This window comes from Nocardia sp. NPDC058499 (assembly GCF_042719915.1).
GTDB lineage: Bacteria > Actinomycetota > Actinomycetes > Mycobacteriales > Mycobacteriaceae > Nocardia.
On the sequence record NZ_JBHXMZ010000004.1, the window covers coordinates 168,707 to 186,683 of the forward strand.

Sequence of the window (17,977 nt, forward strand, 5' to 3'; positions counted from 1 at the left end):
TGCGCGGAACGAGCCCCTCCGGGTGACCTGACGTGCCCCCCATCTGGTCCCGAGTCGCCGGACATCGACCGCCCGGACCAGGCGCAACCGCCGCCGGTACCCGCTCGCCCACCCTGCGTGTCCCCGCCGGGCTGACGCGGCACCCGTTCTCCGCTCCGCGGTCACCAGCTGCGTGTCCCGCGCGGGTGCAGCGGCGCGCCACAGCACACGGAGCGGCGCGACGGCTCAGCGGAGGGGTGCGTCCGGCGAGTACCGAGGGCCTGGACAGCCACCCGTCGAGTTCCGCGCCCTGGGGGCGGATGGCAGCGCAGCTCGCCACGCACCGAGCGCGCCCGGCCCGACCGGTTTCAGCGCGGCCCGGCGAGGTTGCGGACCCCATGTGCCCGGCGGCCCACCGAACGCTGCAAGGCCGGGAAGGAGCCGACCTGTCCCTGCGACGAGCAGGGACTCAACGGGGGCGGAATCCTGTGCGCGCCGACGCGCCGGACACAGCGCATCGACGCGCGGGCCTTCCCGGCCCGGCTCACCACCGGACCTGGAGTACCGCCGGGCGGCGCAGGTCAGCCGAGTTTGCGCAGGCGCGGTGCCAGGTCACGCTGGAACAGGTCCAGGAACCGCCGCTGGTCGTGTCCGGGGGCGTGGAAGACCAGGTGGTTCAGCCCCGCGTCCAGATACGGCTTGATCAGCTCGACCGCCTGGTCCGGATCGCTGGCCACGATCCAGCGTTTGGCGATCTGCTCGATCGGCAGCGCGTCGGCCGCCTCCTCCATTTCGATCGGGTCGGTGATGCTGTGCTTCTGTTCCGCGGTCAGCGACAGCGGCGCCCAGAAACGAGTGTTCTCCAGCGCGAGATCGGGGTCGGTGTCGTAGGAGATCTTGATTTCGATCATCCGGTCGATCGTGCTGACCTCCCGGTCCACCTTCGCCGCGCCTTCGGCCACCGCCGGCATGAGCTTCTCGGTGTAGAGGTCCATCCCCTTGCCGGAGGTGCAGATGAATCCGTCGCCGGCCCGGCCCGCGTACCGGGCCACCACCGGGCCACCGGCCGCGATATAGACCGGGATCCCGCCTTCGGGCACGTCGTAGATCGAGGCGCCGACCGTCCGGTAGTAGGTGCCGTCGAAATCGGTGCGCGCGCCCGTCCACAGTGCCCGCATCAGATCCACCGATTCGCGCAGCCGGGCGAACCGTTCTTTGAACTCCGGCCATTCCCCGGCGTACCCGGTGGCGATCTCGTTCAGTGCCTCGCCGGTGCCCACGCCCAGCATCACCCGGCCGGGGTACAGGCAGCCCATCGTCGCGAAGGCCTGCGCGATCACCGCGGGGTTGTACCGGAAGGTCGGGGTGAGCACCGAGGTGCCCAGCATGATCCGCTGGGTGCGCTCACCCGCGGCCGCCATCCAGGCCAGCGAGAACGGTGCGTGCCCGCCCTTGTGCCGCCACGGCTGGAAATGGTCGCTCACCGTCGCGCTGTCGAGGCCGTGTTCCTCGGCCAGCACCGCCAGTTCCACCAGTTCCCGCGGTCCGAATTGTTCCGCCGACGCCTTGTATCCGAGCTTCAGCTCACCCATATGCGCCACTCCTGTCGCGTTGTGTTCGCCACCGTTTCCGGCCCGGATTCGACCATAGCCAGCGCCGCGGACGACTGCGCCCGGTGGTCCGGCTCACCGGGCCCACATCGCGGGTTCCGGGCGCGGCATACCCATCGGCGGCGCCGCGAAGCGCAGAATTGACGGGTGAGTACCGACGAACCGATTCTGTCCTACCTCACCGATATGGACGGGGTGCTGGTGCGTGAGGAGCATCTGGTGCCCGGCGCCGACGAATTCCTCGCCGAGTTGCGTGCCGAGCAGATCCCGTTCCTGGTGCTGACCAACAATTCGATCCGCACACCGCGCGATCTGCAGGCGCGCCTACGCCAGAACGGGCTCGATATCCCCGAGCAGTCCATCTGGACCTCCGCGCTGGCCACCGCCAGTTTCCTGAACGAGCAGCGGCCGGGTGGCACCGCCTACGTGGTGGGTGAATCGGGCCTGACCACCGCGCTGCACGAAATCGGCTACGTGCTCACCGACGTCGATCCGGACTATGTGGTGCTCGGCGAGACCCGCACGTACTCGTTCGAGGCGATCACCACCGCCATCCGGCTGGTGGAGCGCGGTGCCCGTTTCATCGCCACCAACCCCGACGCCACCGGCCCTTCGCGTGACGGCGTACTGCCCGCCACAGGCTCGGTGGCCGCGCTGATCACTCGCGCCACCGGCCGGGACCCGTACTACATCGGCAAACCGAACCCGCTGATGATGCGATCCGCGCTGCGCCGTATCGATGCCCATTCGCGCAGCAGCGTGATGATCGGCGACCGGATGGATACCGACGTCATCTCCGGGATGGAGGCCGGTATGCGCACCATCCTGGTCACCACCGGTATCTCCACCCGGCATTCGATCGAGCACTACCCCTACCGCCCCACGATGGTCTTGGATTCGGTGGCCGACCTGGTCGGACGAGTAAGAACCCCCTTTACCGAACCCGCCCCGAAACAGATCTGACTCCGCACACCTTGCTCGCCCGGCCCTACACAGCCCGATACACACCGACCCCAACACAACCAGCGGCACCGCTGAGTTCAGGGATCGACCGATCGGCCCACCCGAAACCAACACAACCAGCCGTACCGCTGAGCTCAGCAATCCACCCATCAGCCCACCCCGAAACCCGACGCAACCAGCGGCACCGCCGAGTCCAGCGAGGCCCCAGAGGGTTTGGCCCGTCCATGCGTTCAGCCCGCGAGACAATGCGGCGCAGCCGCGAGTATCGCGGGCTGAACGCATGGACCAAAGGGGCCAAACCCCCGCGCGCGCCAGCGCGCCAAAAACACAGCACCTCCGCGAACCACCCCACATCGACCCTTCACGCGTCGATACCGCCGAAACAGGCGGCGGTCCGGTGGCACGGCGAGCGTGACCGTCCGGCTCACCTGTCCCACCGGCGAACCACCACGGCAAAACCCGAGAGATCGGCGTATACCCCGATCAGCGCAGCGCGTGGTCCAGATCGCCCAGCAGGTCCTCGATATCTTCCAGCCCCACCGAAACCCGCACAACCCCGTCCGACAGTCCGATACTCGCCCGCCCCTCCGGCCCCATCGCCCGGTGGGTGGTGGTCGCCGGATGGGTGATCAGCGATTTCGCGTCGCCGAGATTGTTGGAGATATCGATGATCCGCAACCCGTTGAGCACCTCGAAGGCGCGCTTCTTGGCTGCGTCCGCGGCGGCTTTCAGTTCGAAGGTCACCACGGTGCCGCCGCCGCTCATCTGGTCGGTGGCCAGTTTGTACTGCGGATGCGTTTCCAGGAACGGGTAGCGCACCCAGCTCACCGCGGGATGCTCGTCGAGGTAGCGCGCGATCCGCAGCGCCGATTCGGTCGACTGCCGGACTCGTATCGGCATGGTTTCCAGGCCCTTGAGCAGCGTCCACGCGTTGAACGGGCTGAGCGCCGGACCGGTGTGCCGCATAAGCGTTTTGACGGGGCCTTCGATGTAGTCCTGCGACCCGAGGATCGCGCCGCCGAGCACCCGCCCCTGGCCGTCGATGTGTTTGGTGCCCGAGTACACGAGCACATCGGCGCCGAGTTCGAATCCGCGTTGCAGCAGTGGGGTGGCGAAAACGTTGTCCAGCACCACTTTCGCGCCCGCCGCGTGGGCGAGGTCGCAGACTTTGCGCACGTCGACCAGGGTCTGCATCGGGTTGGCGGGGGTTTCGAAGAACACCGCGGCGGTGGGTTCGGACAGTGCCGCCTCCCACTGGTCGAGGTCCTCACCGTCGACGAAAACCGTTTCGATACCCCAGCGCGGCAGGATCTCGTTGCACACCACGAAACAGGATCCGAACAGGCTGCGCGCGGCCACCAGCCGGTCACCGGCGCGCAGCAGGGCGCCGAGCGCGACGAAGACCGCCGCCATGCCGCTGGCGGTGGCGAAACATGCTTCGGCGCCGTCGAGCAGCCGCATCCGTTCCTGGAAGGTGGCCACGGTGGGGTTGCCGTAGCGGGAGTACACGTAATGCGGGGAATCACCGGTGAACGCGGCCTCGGCGGCCTCGGCGCTGGCGTAGACGAACCCCGAGTTCAGGTACAGGGCCTCGGAGGTCTCCTCGAAACCGGATCGGTTCAGGCCGCCGCGTACGCCGAGCGTGGCCGGGCCGACACCGTCGGGTAGGACGCGTTCGAACGCGCCGCCGCTGATCACGACTGCCGCCAGGGCAGGCCGAGGGCCCGCCAGCCGGCGCCGCCGCGATGCCCGAATTCGTCCAGCGGGCCTTCGAAGCCGTCGGAGATGTTGTAGGACGGTGCGATACCGGCAGCGGTCGCGATATCGGCGGCATGCGCCGAGCGCTGCCCCGAGCGGCACAGGAACAGCACCGGGGCGTCGGCGGGGCGGTCGCCCAGTGCCGTACGCAACTGGTCCAGGAACCCGGTGTTGCGGGCGCCGGTGGAATCGACCCATTCCACCAGCAGCGTCGGTGTGGCGACGGAGCTGGTGTCGGGGACACCGACGAATTTCCATTCGGCTTCGGTGCGCACATCCACCAGGACGGCGTCCGGGTTATCGGCCAGCAGTTCCCAGGCCTGCTGTGGACCGATATCGCCTGCGTAACTCAACGTGGTACCTCCTGCGAATCCGCACTTGCCGCATCCGTTCGATGCGCGCCAGGTCGTCACCCGGAGCACCCCACCGCGGAGGAGGGTTGCCGACCAGCGAGCCGGGGCTTGGCGCTGGTGCTCATGACCTAATCAATGAGATTGCCCGGCGCGGCCCGGCCGTGTCAAACCCCGGTTGACGTCCGGCCCGAAGTCATTCGACCGGCTGGTTGCACACCTTCCAGTCGCCGTCGGACCGGAACAACCACCAGGTCGAGGTCGCTTCCTGATCTTCGACGCGGCTCGTCACCTCGATGGTCGCGTTCTCGCCGTTGATCTCTATCGGCCCGAACTTCGTGATCTCGATATCTTTTCCGGTCTCACCGGGTTGCAGCCGTCCCGCCATCGGGGAGCGTGCCGGGACGAAACCGGGACATACCGCTTCCTCCGGTGGCTCCGGCCCGTAGCGGCTGCTCACTTGGGCGAACTCCCGGACCGCCCCCGCGATCCGGTCGGAATCTGTGACATTTTTCTCAACCGGCGCCAGCCAGCCGGTGAGCACGATGCCGCCCAGGATCACGGCCGCGATCGCCGCGGCCACGACGAACGGCGTGATCGCGCGCTGTGGTGGGGTGTCCGCCGGGTCGGTGGGCGCCGGTTCGTCGGTGGGTCCGGAATCGCTCATACCGATGATCATCCCTGGTCCCGGGATCGGTGGTGTGCCCGCACCCCGATAGAATCGGGAGTGACCGCGGGTGGACGGCACAGCAGTCGCCGCGGGGACGTGGGAAGACGTAGTGCCGGCCGACCGGTACGGCGCGATGACGGCGCATACAAGCCACGCGTCAACTTAGCCTAAGCTAAGTACAACGCCAGTGATTCTTTCGACCGATAAGGGTGCGCGAAACAGATGACCGAGCAGAAGGAAGCGAATCGCCCGCTTCGGATCGCGATCGTGGGGGCTGGTCCGGCGGGTATCTACGCCGCTGATGCGTTGATGAAGTCGGATGCCGAGGTCTCGATCGACCTGTTCGAGCGGATGCCCGCCCCGTTCGGGCTGATCCGTTACGGTGTCGCGCCCGATCATCCGCGGATCAAGGGCATCGTCACCGCGCTGCACAAGGTGCTGGACAAGGACCAGGTGCGGCTGCTGGGCAATATCGACTACGGGACCGATATCACGCTGTCGGACCTGCGGCGTTTCTACGATGCGGTGATCTTCTCCACCGGTGCCAACGCCGACCGGGCGTTGCCGATCCCGGGGATCGATCTGGACGGCTCCTACGGTGCGGCCGATTTCGTGTCCTGGTACGACGGGCACCCGGATGTGCCGCGCGTCTGGCCGCTGGACGCAGAGAAGGTCGCGGTGCTCGGTGTGGGCAACGTGGCACTGGATGTGGCGCGGGTGCTGGCCAAGACCGGTGACGAACTGCTGCCGACCGAGATCCCGCCGAACGTCTACGCGGGGTTGAAGGAGAACAAGGCCGTCGAGGTCCACGTCTTCGGGCGCCGCGGTCCCGCACAGGCCAAGTTCACCCCGCTCGAGCTGCGAGAGCTGGATCATTCGCCGACGATCGAGGTCATCGTCGACCCGGAGGACATCGACTACGACGAGGGTTCGGAGGCCGCGCGGCGGCATTCCAAGCAGGTCGATATGGTCGCCAACACCCTCGAGCAGTGGGCGATCCGGGATCAGGGCAACCGCCCGCACAAGCTGTTCCTGCATTTCTTCGAATCGCCCTCGGAGATCGTGGGGGAGGACGGCAAGGTCGTGGGGCTGCGTACCGAACGCACCCAACTCGACGGCACCGGCAACGTGAAGGGCACCGGGAACTTCCGGGACTGGGATGTCCAGGCGGTCTACCGGGCCGTCGGATATCTGTCGCAGAACATCTCGGAACTGCCGTTCGACGATCAGGCCGGGGTCATCCCGAACGAGGCCGGTCGCGTGCTGGTCGACGAGGGCGCTGATGGTTCCGCGCGGTACATGCCGGGTACGTATGTGACCGGCTGGATCAAGCGTGGCCCGGTCGGGCTGATCGGTCATACCAAGGGTGATGCCAACGAGACGGTGGCCTGCCTGCTGGACGACAGCAAGAACTTCGGTGCGGCGGAGAGCCCGGAGCTCGATGCGGTGACCGATTTCCTGGAGAGCCGCGGGATCCCGTTCACGACCTGGGCGGGCTGGTACCGGCTGGATGCGCATGAGCGTTCGCTGGGCGAGCCCGAGGGCCGGGAACGGGTCAAGGTCGTCGAACGCGAAGATATGCTGCGCGCCAGCGAACCCCACAAGGTGTAATTCTCTCGAGCCCGCTCCGGGGGCAGTACTTCCCGGAGCGGGCACCACCACGACATATCAGGCATTCTGTATCCGTGTTCGATGCCCATGTGCACATCATCGATCCGCGATTTCCGCTGATCGAGAACGAGGGCTACCTACCGGAGCCGTACACCATCGCCGACTACCGGCGCCGGATGGCGCGGTTCGAGGTCGCCGGTGGCGCAGTGGTCAGCGCCTCCTTCCAGGCCAACGACCAGAGCTACCTGCGGGCCGCGCTGGCCGAACTCGGGCCGGGCTGGGTCGGAGTCACCCGGCTCGATCTGGACGCCTCCGATTCGGAAATCCTCGACCTGCACGAGGCCGGGGTGCGGGCGGTGCGGTTCAACCTCAAACGTGCCGCCGCCGATATCGCCGGAATGACCCGCCAAGCCCTGCGTGCGCACGAACTCGCGGGCTGGCATGTGGAAATCTACGTCGACGGCCAGATGCTGGCCTCGCTGCAGCCGGTGATCCTGAAATTGCCGAAGGTGTCCGTCGATCACCTCGGAATGTCGGAGGAGGGACTTTCCTACCTGTTGAACCTGGTCGATCGGGGCGCCCGGGTGAAGGCCACCGGTTTCGGGCGGGTCGATATGGATGTTGCGACCGCCCTGCGCCGGATCCACGCGGTGAATCCCGAAGCGCTCATGTTCGGCAGCGACCTGCCCGGCACCCGCGCCGGCCGTCCCTTCCGGGAAGCCGATGTGGAGCTGATCGCCGATGTGGTGGGCACCGATATGCACGCGGTTCTCGAGGACAACGCCCGCGCGTTCTACGGTCTGCCGCCCATCGACCGCACCCTCGAGGACCCCACCCCCACGCTGCCCCTGTCCATCCCACGCCAGCGGGATATCGACCGCCGCCCCGCCACCGACGGCACCACCCGCCCCCTCCCCATTCTCGGTCCGCGACCGGGAAGATTCTCAGGTCCGCACTGACCGGCGAAGGCCGTTGTCCGGGTGCTCCGGCCTAGACGGCTCCTGGCCCGCATCCGTGGTTCGGGGCCCGTCTCGTTCTGGAGCGACAGAGCGGGGGAGCGAAGCGGAGGAGCGGCGGAGTGAAGAACGAGACCCGTAGGGCCCCGAACCCGCGACGCCGGAGGCGGCGCCTATAACACAGCCCCGATCACCCAGACCCCGGTCGCGAGCAGGGCGCCCAGCAGCTCCACCAGAATCGACAGCCCCACACCTTTGATCGCATGCTTGCTCGACGCCCACGCCTGCCGGTTGTCGGGCATCCGCGCCATCTCCGACAGATACACCCCGACCACGAAACCCACGAACAGGCCGACCACCGGGATCACGAAGAATCCGACGATCCCGGCGAGACCGCCCAGCAGCAGGGTCCGGTTCGGAATCCCCGCCTCCTTCAGATTCCGGCCGGGCCACGTGTATTTCACCACCCCCGAGATCACCAGCAGCAGGGTGCTGATCCCCAGCACCACCCATGCCACGGTCCCGCCGGTGAGGAATGCCCACACCGCGACCGCCGCGAAGATCAGGACCACCCCCGGCAGAATCGGCACCACAATACCGACCAGGCCGACCAGAATCACCAGGCCGACGATGATTTCACCCCATACGCTCACATCACCAACGTAGCCCGAGGTCCGGGTTTTGTGCCGGGCACACGGAAAGCGCGGACAGCAATGATCTGGCCGGTCGGCTGCGCGAGGCCGGGTCGCCCGCACGGCCCTGCCGATCGGCCTCGACCCCGCCGGCTGGGTAGTCGATAGAATCGCGGGTTCCGAGATGATCGGACCCGCAGCGCGGGTAACCGACTAGAGGAGGTCGACAGCTGGTGCAGGTCACGACTCTGCGCAGGTACCCGGTGAAATCCATGCTCGGCGAGGACGTCCGGGAGCTGGCGGTCGACGAGCGCGGGGCCGCCGGCGACCGGGCGCTGGCGGTGATCGACGTGGCCACCGGCCGGGTCGCCACCGCCAAGCAACCACGGTCGTGGCGGCGGCTGCTGCAGTGTTCGGCCACCGGAGATCCGGGCCGGGTGCGCATCACATTGCCGGACGGACAGACCGTCGAGGCCGGTGCGGGCGATACCGCCCGACTGCTGAGCGAACTGCTGGAACGCGAAGTCCGCCTTGCCGACCAGCGTCTCGACGGCATCGAAATGGAAAAAACCGACCCCGAAGAGGTACTGGCCCGAGGAGTCGATGCGGCGTCGGACTATGTCACCGGACCCGTGGCCGCCGCCACGCCGGGAACATCGTTCGTCGACTACGCTCCGCTGCACTTGATCACCACCGCCACCCTCGACCGGCTCGAAGTCGAAGCCGTGCGTTACCGGCCGAACCTGATCGTCCACACGCCCCCGGAGTTCCCGGCTTACGGCGAAAACGAGTGGGTCGGAAAGGAATTGTCCATCGGCGAGGTGCGGTTGGCGGCGATCACCGCCACCCCCCGTTGCGCGGTGCCGACCTTGGAGCACGGTGACCTTCCCCGCTCACCCGAGGCGGTCCGCCGCCCGATGGCCGAGAACCGGGTCGATGTCGCCATCCCGGGTCGCGGCGCGCTGCCCTGCGCCGGGGTGTATCTGACAGTGCTGCAAGGCGGCACCATCCGCACCGGAGACCGGTTGGTGATCGGCTAGATCCGTCTCGTTCGCCGGACCCGCGCAGCGCCCACGGCCGTCACCCCGCCGGTGCGGAGACCGGGCGTCGTGCCATGCGCCGGATCCCCTGTCGACAGCCGGCGAGTGCCTCGGGGGCGGCGCGGGTCCTGTACGAATCCGATCGATTCGGCGGGGCAGTGCGCACAGTCGCTATTTGCGAGTACGGCAGGGGGTGGAGCCCTGAACCCGCTCAGGGGGCGGCGATCTCATCGCGCCAGACCGGACTGTCGACATAGTGGTTGTCGTACTGCTCGGAGCTGTCCCGGATCTCCTGGACGGTCGCCTCGCCGCGATATACCCGTTCCAGCAGCCGGTAGTAGTCGAACCGGTGCAGGCCGGGTGTGAAGACCACGAGTAGTTCGGCTTCCGAATCGGGCGCCGGGGCGAATGCGTGCGGCACTGTGGGCGGCACGGTGAGGAAATCGCCGGATTCGAGCCGGACGATCTCGTCGCCGAGCAGGAACCGCATGGACCCGTCGAGCACCAGGAACATTTCGGTGGCCGCGGTGTGGAAATGCGCGGGCGCGCCGGGCGATCCCTTCGAGAAGGTCGCCTTGTTGGCGGTGAGCGCACCACCGGTATCGCCGGCATCGGCCAGCAGGGTGATGAGGCTCAGCGTGCCGTCCTGCACCGTTGCCGCGTTCCCGGAACGAACGAGAACCGGCGCCGCGGATTGCTGATTGATTGTGGTCACGGTGTCTCCCTGCGCCTGTGCGACTCTGCGTCGCGTTTTGTGTGTCGACAGGTCGACGACGCGAGGGCGGGCAGTGTGACATCCGCCGGCTTCCAGGCGGCGATCGGGCATTCGCGGCCGAGGCGGATGCGCGCGAATAGCACCTGTTCCGGCCGTCGAAGCAGCCACGGTGCGCTATCGAGGAAGTGCGGCGTCGGGAAACGTCCCTCACCGGCTGAACAGCCGGGCGATTCCGGCGCCGTTCGAGCCGTCTACGTGATTCGGCTCGGATGTTCGGGACGCTTCGGCCGAGCCCGCGGGCCGGTCTCCAGGTGCCGAACAGCGGTGCGGAACGTGCCGGGCCGAGCGCGTGTCCGGTGGTGGCCGGGAATCAGCGCGGTGCGGTGAGTTTGTCTATATCGGCGAGTACGCGTTCGTGCCAGTCTATTTCGCCCTGGATGCGCATGCGGGCGTGTTCGACGATCAGGTCGTCGGCGATGTTCTGGTCCGGCCAGCGGCGGTCGAGTTGGTGTTCGATGCGGGAGCCGCGGGCGCGCAGGGCGGCGATCCGGTCTTCGAGGTAGCCGCGCAGCAATTCGCGGTCGAGGTCGGTGCTGACGGCGAGGGCCAGATCGACCGGGTCCGGGCGCAGGTCGACTTCGGTGAAGGCTTCGTCGCGGAGTGCGCGTAGTTCGCGGTGACCCTCGTCGGTGATCTCGTAGACGGTGCGTGCGGGCAGCGCGCCCTGCTGTTCGGTGCGCAGGGGGCGGATGAGGCCCTCGTCGGCCATGCGGTGCAGGGCCCCGTACAGCGAGCCGGGTTTGACCTGTGACCACAGGTCGGCGCGGTCCAGGCGGGCGTCCCGCCGGATCTGGTGGCCGTGCATCGGCCCCCGCCGGGAGAGTGCGGCCAGGACGAACAACCGGGTTTCGTTCACCATGTCAGTCTGACACGACTACTCGTATTTGAGTACTCTCCTGTGGCATGACTGTCCGACCCATCCTGATAGCCGGTGACCCGCGCCTGGTCACCCCGGCAACCCCGGTAACCGTGTTCGACGACGAACTGGCCGCTTTCGTCGAGGACCTGTTCGAAACCCTCACCGCCGCCAACGGTGCGGGCCTGGCCGCGAACCAGGTCGGCGACCCGCGTGCAGCGTTCGTCTACGATCTCGTGGACGCCGACGGCCGCCACCGCGGCCACGTGGTGAATCCGGTCCTGGAAACCTCGGCGATTCCGGAAACCATGCCCGACCCGGACGATCTCGAGGGCTGTCTCTCGGTGCCGGGTGAATGGTTTCCGACCGGCCGGGCGCAGAGCGCGCAGGTCAGCGGTGTCGATATGCACGGTGACCCGGTTTCCGTCGAAGGCGCCGGCTATCTGGCACGCTGCCTGCAACACGAAACCGACCACCTGGCCGGTCGGCTCTATCTGGACAGGTTGCTCGGCCGCAACCGCCGCGAGGCCCGCCGAATGATCAAACAGCGGCAGTGGACCGAACCGGGTCGCAGCTGGCTTCCGGGTGTCGATCCCGGCATGGACGAGAGCTGAGGAGCCGCGCAAAGCACTATCCGCACCGAACTGGCGGTGGAGTATTGCCGCGCCGATATGTAGTACGTATGCTACAAATTGTCGAAGTTGAGCAATTGGGAGGTCTCATGACTTCGGGTGACGGCGTAGTACTCGATGTCGGCGCGCTGCGAATGCGCTACGACACCACCGAGGTGTTGCGCGATGTGACATTCCAGGCGCGGCGCGGGGAGGTCCTGGTGATGCTCGGACCCAACGGGGCGGGTAAGACCACCACGCTCGAGATCCTGGAGGGGTTCCGCACACGTTCGGCGGGAGAGGTGCGTGTCCTGGGCGTCGACCCGGCGCACGGCGACGAAGCCTGGCGGGCGCGGGTCGGTGTGGTGTTGCAGTCCTGGCGCGACCATGCCAAATGGCGGGTGCGGGAACTGCTCGCGCATCTCGGCGCCTACTACCGCCCCTACTCCGACAGCCGAACCCGGAAACCGTGGGATACCGCTGAACTCATCGAATTGGTGGGCCTCACCGAGCATGCGGGTGCCAAGATCTCCACCCTGTCCGGTGGGCAGCGGCGGCGGCTGGATGTGGCGATCGGGATCGTCGGCCGGCCGGAATTGCTGTTCATGGACGAACCCACGGCGGGTTTCGACCCCGCGGCCCGGCGCGATTTCCACGATCTCGTGCACCGTCTCGCCGATCTCGAGGACACCACGGTGCTGCTCACCACCCACGACCTCGACGAAGCGGAAAAGCTCGCCGACCGGATCCTGATCCTGGCCGGTGGGCGGATCATCGCCGACGGTTCGGCAGATGAGCTGTCCCGCAGTATCGCCGGCGAAGCCGAGGTGCGCTGGACCGTGGGCGATCAGCGCTTCGTGCACACCACCACGGAATCCACGAAATACGTGCACGAACTGTTCAAACAGCACGGCGACCGGATCGGTGATCTGGAGGTCCGCCGGGCGTCGCTGGAAGACACCTATATGACTTTGGTCCGCCGCCACGAATCCGGGGATCCCGGGGCAGCGGTGAACACTCTCGCGGAGGTCACCCGATGAATCCCACCGTCACCGCCGTACGCGGCGGTTTCGCCCGCGCCTGGATCGAACTGCGGCAGATGTACCTCAACGCGCCCGAACTGGTCGGGCAGTTCCTGACGCCGGCCCTCTCGCTGTGCGCGCTCTACCTACTGCGCAACCGGGAGTACGCGGATACCGGACTGTCGATTGCCGAACTCGCGTTACCGGGCCTGCTCGGCAGTATCGTCGCCTTCAACGGCCTGTTCGCGATCACCAATGTGCTGGTGCTCGACCGCGAGGACGGCACACTCCTGCGGGCCAAGGCCATCCCGAACGGCATGGTCGGATACTTCGTCGGCAAGATCACCACCGCGGCGGGATCGGTTCTCGTGCAGGTGCTCGTGGTGCTCGCGGCCGGCATGCTGATCATCGGCGGATCGTCACTGGACGGTCCCGGAGCGTGGCTCACGTTCGGCTGGGTCGTCCTGCTCGGCCTGCTCGCCACACTGCCGGCGGGCGCGCTCCTCGGCGGCGTCCTGGAAGGGCCACGCGCGACCTTCCTGCTGACCATGCCACTGATGGGGCTCATCGCAATCTCGGGCATCTTCTACCCGATCACGGCACTGCCCGGCTGGTTGCAGGCCGTGGCCCAGGCCTTCCCGATGTACTGGGCGGGCCTCGGTATGCGGTCGGCGCTGCTGCCGCCCGAAACAGTGACCATCGAGATCGACCAGTCCTGGAGGCATCTCGAAACCGCCGCGGTACTGGGGGCATGGGCCGTCGTGGGCCTGCTCATCGCGCCGGTAGTGTTGCGACGCATGGCGCGTCACGAATCAGGGTCGAGTATGGCCGCCCGGCGGGAGAAGGCGATGCAGCGTGCCTTCTGAGGTCATCTACAACCGTATCGCGATGTTGCGCGCCGAGCGCGGAATCTCGCGGCGGCAGCTGGCCGAGGCGCTGGGCGTCCACTATCAGACCGTGGGATACCTGGAACGCGGCGAATACAGTCCCAGCCTGCATCTGGCACTGCGGATCGCCGCGTACTTCGAGGTGGCGGTGGAGGTCATCTTCTCCACCGATCCCTTCCCGCGGCTCGGTTCGGGTACCGAGACCGCCTGATCTACCGGCCCGGCCGGGCAGGCCATGGAGCCCGGCCGGTGGCGTTTGCTGTCGAATCAGTCCGTTGTGGGACTTGCCGGTGTCTCGATGCTCGCGCGAAGTCCGAGAATTTCCGCCTTCTGGGCCTGGAGACGGGAGATTCCGGCGTCCAATTGCGCTGTCCGCTCGTCGAGTTGCGCCAATGCGGCTGCCCGGTCGGCATCGGAGGCACCGGCCGGGTCGATACAAGCGACCTGCAGTATCGCGGAGGCTTCGGACAGCGACAGACCGGACGCGAGCAGGCAGCGTATGTGGTCCACGGTCTGGACATCTTCGGGTCGGTAGTTCCGGTACCCGTTGGTATCGCGTTCGGGCGAGAGGATCCCGGCACCCTCGTAGTGCCGGAGCATCCGCGGGCTCGCCCCGGTGGCAACGCTCAAATCGCGTATCCGCATCCGCCTGCCCTCTCCTTGACATTGACGTTAGTGTTATAGCTTAGTTTCGCCGGTATGACGAACGAAAACAGTCGGCCGAAGGTGATACTCGTAGTCGTGCACCCGGACCACGACTCGGCGACCTGGGGCATTGCGCGGGCCCTCGAGCAGGGCATCCGGTCCGATGGAAGTACCACCGCCACAATCCATGACTTGGTGGCGTCCGGGTTCGATCCGGTCTACGGAAAAGCAGATCTGGCGCATCACCGAGGGCTGTCGGGACTGCCTGCCGACGTCAGGCGTGAGCAGGAACTCCTCGAGTCGGCGGAGGTGACCGTCGTCCTCTTTCCCGTCTACTGGTGGTCCATGCCCGCACTCGCCAAAGGCTGGTTCGACCGGGTTTTCGGGGCCTACGACGATGTTTCGCACGGTAGCCCGAGCGCGGTGCGGAAACTTCATCTCGTCGCACTGGCCGGTCTGGGCGAAGGAACGTTCGACCGGCACGGATACAAGGCGGCTTTGACCACCCAGACGATGCACGGTATCGCCGACTACTCCCGGATCGGCGACGCATCGATCGAATTCCTCTACGACACCGAATCCAAGGACCCGGCAGTCCACGAGCAACTGATCGCCCGGGGGTACGAGATCGGCGCCGAGATGGCTCAGCGCGCGCAGCCGGCATACGACCGGGTGGCAGTCTGAGTCGGCCACTGGCCGGGGCGTCAGTAGAGGAAGTCCGTGAGGATACGGGCAACATCAGCGGGCACTGTGGAGGGTGCGAAATGCATCTGTCCCGGCAGGGTTTCGAGGCGGGCGCCCGGCATCACCGCCGCGAGCCGTTCGATGGTTTCCGGCATCGGCTGCCAGGTGTCCGAGCCGCGCATGAGGAGAGTCGGCGTGGTCACCGAAGCCCAGCGGTCCAGGTAGCTGGTGTCGCCGACCATCGATTCCAGGTCGCGGCTCCAACCGCCGGAATCGTCGGGGGCGTCCGCGGCGGCCTCCATCGGCTCCGGCAGGTCGAGCATCGCGGCCGGAACCCGGGCCACCTTCTCGGCCAGTAACCGCTGGGCTCGGGGGTGGTCCCCGTTCGCCGTCAGCAGCTCGAACCGCGACAGGACGGGCGCAAGCTCCGCGCCCGCCGCGTACAGCGGGGGCTCCCACAGGGCCAGCGAGCGGACCGCCAGCCCGGATGCCGCCGCGTGCAGGGCCACGGTCGCACCGTACGACATGCCCACGAGGTGGGCCGGCCGGCCGATCATGTCGATGATCACCCCCAGATCGCGCACCTCGTCCGCGAAATGTTTCGGCGCGTGCCCGGGCCCGCTCGGTGCATAGCCGCGCCGGGCCGGCAACCACAGATCGAACCGGTCCGGCAGGTGCTCGGCCACCGGCTGCCAGGAATGCAGCCCGCCGCCGGAACCGTGGATCATGATCACCGGCGACCCGTCCCCGGCACGGTGGTAGCGGATCATGGTCCCGTCGAATGATCGGAAGCTCGCGGGCGGCAGATCGGTGAACAACGGCATGCGCATACTCTCGCAAAAGTCGTCCCCACCCCTCCAGCGCATTAGCGTCTCGATTACCGCGGGCCGTATTCGTAGCTGCGCGCGGTGAAGCCGCGTCGGTCACCGAGGAGGCGAATCGGCCCCGCGACCATGGCCCCTCGACCTCGAGGCGGAATGCTCGATCGACCTCATCGGGTTCCGTTCCCGCGAGTGCGGGTGAGCTGTTCGCGCCGGGTTGTCCGTCGGCGTGTTCAGAAGAGGGTCGGTTCGCCGAAGCCCGCAGTGCGTTCGATGGCGAGCAGGCGCTGTTTGGTGTCGATACCACCCGGTGCGGAGAACCCGTGCAGGGCGTGGTCGGCGGCCAGTACCCGGTGGCACGGAACTATCAGGGGGATGGGGTTGCGGCCGAGTGCTTGGCCGACGGCCTGGGCGGCGCCGGGCGCGCCGATACCCTCGGCGACCTCGCCGTAGCTGAGGGTGCGGCCCGGGTCGATGGCGCGGGTGACGGTGTAGACCGCGCGGTGGAATTCCGGCAGGCCGGTGAGGTCGAGCGGGATCCAGCGGAGATCGTCGAGGTCGCCGTCGAGATGGGCGCGGATTCGGGTGAGCACCGCGGCGCGGGGGCCGGTTTCGGGGGTGGCGACCTGGCGGGTGTCGTCCGGGAGCCGGGTGGTCAGCGGGTCGTGCCCGGGCAGCCGGAACCGGACCACCGCGTCACCGCGCCAGGTGATGGCGCAGCGGCCGATTGCGGTATCGAAATCCGTCGCGTCGAATGGAGCGGTGCCGGGCATGCCCATAGTCTGCCCGCGCCCACCGACAGCTGCGGAAACCGGATCGATCGCGGGCGACACCGTGACGTGACGCACCTGTTGTCATACTGTCAATATGTCCGCGGGCGGCCGCGGGCAGACACTGGATCGACGACGAACCGAGGTAAGGCGTGAGCACACCATCCACCGCCACCAAGCAGGGCCCGCTCGCGGGCATTCGCGTGATCGAACTCGCCGGGATCGGGCCGGGGCCGCATGCCGCATTGCTGCTCGCCGACCTCGGCGCCGATGTGGTGCGGATCCAGCGGGCCGGCCAGCTCCCGGGCGGCGCCGATCGCCCGACGCTGCGCGGCCGCACCGTCGTGGAGGCCGACCTGAAGGATCCGGCGGATATCGAGAAGGTGCTCGGCCTGGTGGAGAAGGCCGACGTGCTGCTCGAGGGGTTCCGCCCGGGCGTCACCGAACGGATGGGGCTGGGGCCCGACGCCGCCCTGGAACGTAACCCGCGCCTGGTCTACGGGCGGATGACGGGCTGGGGCCAGTTCGGTCCACTGGCCGACCGCGCCGGTCACGACATCAACTACATCAGCCTCACCGGTGTCCTGCACGCCATCGGCCGTAAGGGCGAACGCCCGGTGCCGCCGCTGAACATGGTCGGCGATTTCGGTGGCGGTTCTATGTTCCTGGTGTTCGGTGTTCTCGCCGCCCTGGTGGAACGCCAGAACTCCGGGAAGGGACAGGTCATCGATGCCGCCATGATCGACGGCACGCTGGCCCTGTCGCAGATGATCTGGGCCTTCCGCGGTATGGGCGCGTGGAGCTCGGAACGCGGCACCAACCTGCTCGACACCGGTATGTCGTTCTACGACACCTACGAAACCTCCGACGGCAAGTACATGGCGGTCGGCGCGATCGAACCGCAGTTCTACGCGCAGCTGCTGGCCGGCCTGGAAATCGATCCCGAGGGCCTGCCGTTCCAGATGGACCCGGCCGGCCAGGACGAGCTGAAGAAACTCTTCACCGACAAGTTCCGCAGCAGGACCCGCGACGAATGGGCCGAGGTCTTCGCCGGCACCGACGCCTGCGTCACCCCGGTCCTCACCTTCGAAGAAGCCACCGAGAACGAGCACATCGCCGCCCGCGGCTCGCTGCTCGAACTGGAGAACGTCACTCAGCACGCCCCCGCGCCGCGCTTCTCCCGCACCCCCAGTGGAATTCCGGCCCCGCCACCCGCCGAGTCGACCCCGATCGATTCCGTCTGGGCGGACTGACTACAGGGCGGCCGGTTCGAGGTTTGTCGACCGAACCGGCCGTTCCTTGTCCTTCCACTGTGAGCGTTTCCACGCGCGCCTGAC

20 protein-coding genes and 1 riboswitch are annotated in these 17,977 nt (G+C 67.5%); of the genes, 10 read left to right on the plus strand and 10 right to left on the minus strand.

The genetic code is table 11. The annotated features are described in order from the left end of the window. Positions 1-560: 560 nt before the first annotated feature. Positions 561-1,571 carry a glucose-6-phosphate dehydrogenase (coenzyme-F420) gene (gene fgd, locus ACFWPH_RS14375; RefSeq protein ID WP_378751018.1) on the minus strand — a complete coding sequence of 337 codons (1,011 nt, stop codon included), beginning with the start codon at positions 1,569-1,571 and terminating at the stop codon, positions 561-563. Positions 1,572-1,775: 204 nt separating this feature from the next. Between fgd and ACFWPH_RS14380 the strand changes: the two genes are divergently transcribed. Beyond that, the gene (locus tag ACFWPH_RS14380; RefSeq protein WP_378751748.1) at positions 1,776-2,552 is read left to right on the plus strand and encodes an HAD-IIA family hydrolase; all 777 of its coding nucleotides are present in this window, start codon (positions 1,776-1,778) and stop codon (positions 2,550-2,552) included. A 483-nt stretch (positions 2,553-3,035) separates the two neighbouring features. Here ACFWPH_RS14380 and ACFWPH_RS14385 read toward each other — a convergent pair whose 3' ends face one another. From ACFWPH_RS14385 to ACFWPH_RS14395, 3 genes are all read right to left on the minus strand, one after another. Next, positions 3,036-4,250 (minus strand): O-succinylhomoserine sulfhydrylase, encoded by a 1,215-nt coding sequence (locus ACFWPH_RS14385; protein WP_378751020.1) that lies wholly within the window; start codon positions 4,248-4,250, stop codon positions 3,036-3,038. After that, positions 4,247-4,663, minus strand: coding sequence for a rhodanese-like domain-containing protein (locus tag ACFWPH_RS14390; RefSeq protein ID WP_378751022.1), 417 nt, complete (start codon positions 4,661-4,663; stop codon positions 4,247-4,249). The genes ACFWPH_RS14385 and ACFWPH_RS14390 overlap by 4 nt, the downstream gene beginning before the upstream one ends. Before the next feature lie 16 nt (positions 4,664-4,679). After that, positions 4,680-4,792, minus strand: a riboswitch (SAM riboswitch). Between the two features lie 64 nt (positions 4,793-4,856). Continuing rightward, the gene (locus ACFWPH_RS14395; RefSeq protein WP_378751024.1) at positions 4,857-5,327 is read right to left on the minus strand and encodes a hypothetical protein; all 471 of its coding nucleotides are present in this window, start codon (positions 5,325-5,327) and stop codon (positions 4,857-4,859) included. Positions 5,328-5,552: 225 nt separating this feature from the next. On the opposite strand from ACFWPH_RS14395, the gene ACFWPH_RS14400 reads away from it, so the two are divergent. Together ACFWPH_RS14400 and ACFWPH_RS14405 are read left to right on the plus strand one after the other, a co-directional pair. Beyond that, positions 5,553-6,941 (plus strand): FAD-dependent oxidoreductase, encoded by a 1,389-nt coding sequence (locus tag ACFWPH_RS14400; protein ID WP_378751026.1) that lies wholly within the window; start codon positions 5,553-5,555, stop codon positions 6,939-6,941. 74 nt (positions 6,942-7,015) lie between these two features. Beyond that, complete coding sequence (locus tag ACFWPH_RS14405) at positions 7,016-7,900, plus strand: amidohydrolase family protein (protein ID WP_378751028.1); 885 nt, start codon at positions 7,016-7,018, stop codon at positions 7,898-7,900. A 170-nt stretch (positions 7,901-8,070) separates the two neighbouring features. Here the strand turns inward: ACFWPH_RS14405 and ACFWPH_RS14410 are convergent, their stop codons facing one another. Next, positions 8,071-8,550: a DUF456 domain-containing protein gene (locus ACFWPH_RS14410; protein WP_378751030.1), complete on the minus strand. Its 480-nt coding sequence runs from the start codon at positions 8,548-8,550 to the stop codon at positions 8,071-8,073. Positions 8,551-8,762: 212 nt separating this feature from the next. Between ACFWPH_RS14410 and ACFWPH_RS14415 the strand changes: the two genes are divergently transcribed. Then, a complete protein-coding gene (locus ACFWPH_RS14415) occupies positions 8,763-9,569 on the plus strand; it encodes an MOSC domain-containing protein (protein ID WP_378751032.1) in 807 nt (268 codons plus the stop codon). A gap of 211 nt (positions 9,570-9,780) precedes the next feature. Here ACFWPH_RS14415 and ACFWPH_RS14420 read toward each other — a convergent pair whose 3' ends face one another. Continuing rightward, positions 9,781-10,284 carry a cupin domain-containing protein gene (locus ACFWPH_RS14420; protein WP_378751034.1) on the minus strand — a complete coding sequence of 168 codons (504 nt, stop codon included), beginning with the start codon at positions 10,282-10,284 and terminating at the stop codon, positions 9,781-9,783. Positions 10,285-10,654: 370 nt separating this feature from the next. Then, on the minus strand, positions 10,655-11,200 hold the full coding sequence (locus ACFWPH_RS14425; protein ID WP_378751750.1) for a PadR family transcriptional regulator: 546 nt from the start codon (positions 11,198-11,200) through the stop codon (positions 10,655-10,657). A 47-nt stretch (positions 11,201-11,247) separates the two neighbouring features. On the opposite strand from ACFWPH_RS14425, the gene ACFWPH_RS14430 reads away from it, so the two are divergent. From ACFWPH_RS14430 to ACFWPH_RS14445, 4 genes are all read left to right on the plus strand, one after another. Continuing rightward, on the plus strand, positions 11,248-11,814 hold the full coding sequence (locus ACFWPH_RS14430; protein WP_378751036.1) for a peptide deformylase: 567 nt from the start codon (positions 11,248-11,250) through the stop codon (positions 11,812-11,814). Positions 11,815-11,921: 107 nt separating this feature from the next. Beyond that, on the plus strand, positions 11,922-12,851 hold the full coding sequence (locus ACFWPH_RS14435; protein ID WP_378751038.1) for an ABC transporter ATP-binding protein: 930 nt from the start codon (positions 11,922-11,924) through the stop codon (positions 12,849-12,851). Continuing rightward, on the plus strand, positions 12,848-13,699 hold the full coding sequence (locus ACFWPH_RS14440) for an ABC transporter permease (protein WP_378751040.1): 852 nt from the start codon (positions 12,848-12,850) through the stop codon (positions 13,697-13,699). Before ACFWPH_RS14435 ends, ACFWPH_RS14440 begins: the two co-directional genes overlap by 4 nt. Beyond that, entirely contained in the window at positions 13,689-13,931 is a 243-nt protein-coding gene (locus ACFWPH_RS14445) for a helix-turn-helix transcriptional regulator (RefSeq protein WP_378751042.1), read from the plus strand. Before ACFWPH_RS14440 ends, ACFWPH_RS14445 begins: the two co-directional genes overlap by 11 nt. 56 nt (positions 13,932-13,987) lie before the next feature. Here the strand turns inward: ACFWPH_RS14445 and ACFWPH_RS14450 are convergent, their stop codons facing one another. Beyond that, on the minus strand, positions 13,988-14,365 hold the full coding sequence (locus ACFWPH_RS14450; protein WP_378751044.1) for a MerR family transcriptional regulator: 378 nt from the start codon (positions 14,363-14,365) through the stop codon (positions 13,988-13,990). A 54-nt stretch (positions 14,366-14,419) separates the two neighbouring features. Here ACFWPH_RS14450 and ACFWPH_RS14455 point away from each other — a divergent pair, with 54 nt between their 5' ends. After that, positions 14,420-15,049 (plus strand): NAD(P)H-dependent oxidoreductase, encoded by a 630-nt coding sequence (locus ACFWPH_RS14455; RefSeq protein ID WP_378751046.1) that lies wholly within the window; start codon positions 14,420-14,422, stop codon positions 15,047-15,049. A gap of 20 nt (positions 15,050-15,069) precedes the next feature. On the opposite strand, the gene ACFWPH_RS14460 is transcribed toward ACFWPH_RS14455, so the two are convergent. Next, positions 15,070-15,873 (minus strand): alpha/beta fold hydrolase, encoded by an 804-nt coding sequence (locus tag ACFWPH_RS14460; RefSeq protein ID WP_378751048.1) that lies wholly within the window; start codon positions 15,871-15,873, stop codon positions 15,070-15,072. A 230-nt stretch (positions 15,874-16,103) separates the two neighbouring features. After that, entirely contained in the window at positions 16,104-16,649 is a 546-nt protein-coding gene (locus ACFWPH_RS14465) for a methylated-DNA--[protein]-cysteine S-methyltransferase (protein ID WP_378751752.1), read from the minus strand. Between the two features lie 143 nt (positions 16,650-16,792). On the opposite strand from ACFWPH_RS14465, the gene ACFWPH_RS14470 reads away from it, so the two are divergent. Then, entirely contained in the window at positions 16,793-17,893 is a 1,101-nt protein-coding gene (locus tag ACFWPH_RS14470; protein ID WP_378751050.1) for a CaiB/BaiF CoA transferase family protein, read from the plus strand. Positions 17,894-17,977 lie beyond the last annotated feature (84 nt).

Coding starts and splice junctions, on each gene's coding strand:
- ACFWPH_RS14380 (WP_378751748.1), top strand. CDS start 1,776: ATGGACGGGGTGCTGGTGCGTGAGGAGCATCTGGTGCCCGGCGCCGAC.
- ACFWPH_RS14400 (WP_378751026.1), top strand. CDS start 5,553: ATGACCGAGCAGAAGGAAGCGAATCGCCCGCTTCGGATCGCGATCGTG.
- ACFWPH_RS14460 (WP_378751048.1), bottom strand. CDS start 15,873: ATGCCGTTGTTCACCGATCTGCCGCCCGCGAGCTTCCGATCATTCGAC.
- ACFWPH_RS14465 (WP_378751752.1), bottom strand. CDS start 16,649: ATGGGCATGCCCGGCACCGCTCCATTCGACGCGACGGATTTCGATACC.
- ACFWPH_RS14430 (WP_378751036.1), top strand. CDS start 11,248: ATGACTGTCCGACCCATCCTGATAGCCGGTGACCCGCGCCTGGTCACC.
- ACFWPH_RS14435 (WP_378751038.1), top strand. CDS start 11,922: ATGACTTCGGGTGACGGCGTAGTACTCGATGTCGGCGCGCTGCGAATG.
- ACFWPH_RS14395 (WP_378751024.1), bottom strand. CDS start 5,327: ATGAGCGATTCCGGACCCACCGACGAACCGGCGCCCACCGACCCGGCG.
- ACFWPH_RS14455 (WP_378751046.1), top strand. CDS start 14,420: ATGACGAACGAAAACAGTCGGCCGAAGGTGATACTCGTAGTCGTGCAC.
- fgd (WP_378751018.1), bottom strand. CDS start 1,571: ATGGGTGAGCTGAAGCTCGGATACAAGGCGTCGGCGGAACAATTCGGA.
- ACFWPH_RS14450 (WP_378751044.1), bottom strand. CDS start 14,365: ATGCGGATACGCGATTTGAGCGTTGCCACCGGGGCGAGCCCGCGGATG.
- ACFWPH_RS14440 (WP_378751040.1), top strand. CDS start 12,848: ATGAATCCCACCGTCACCGCCGTACGCGGCGGTTTCGCCCGCGCCTGG.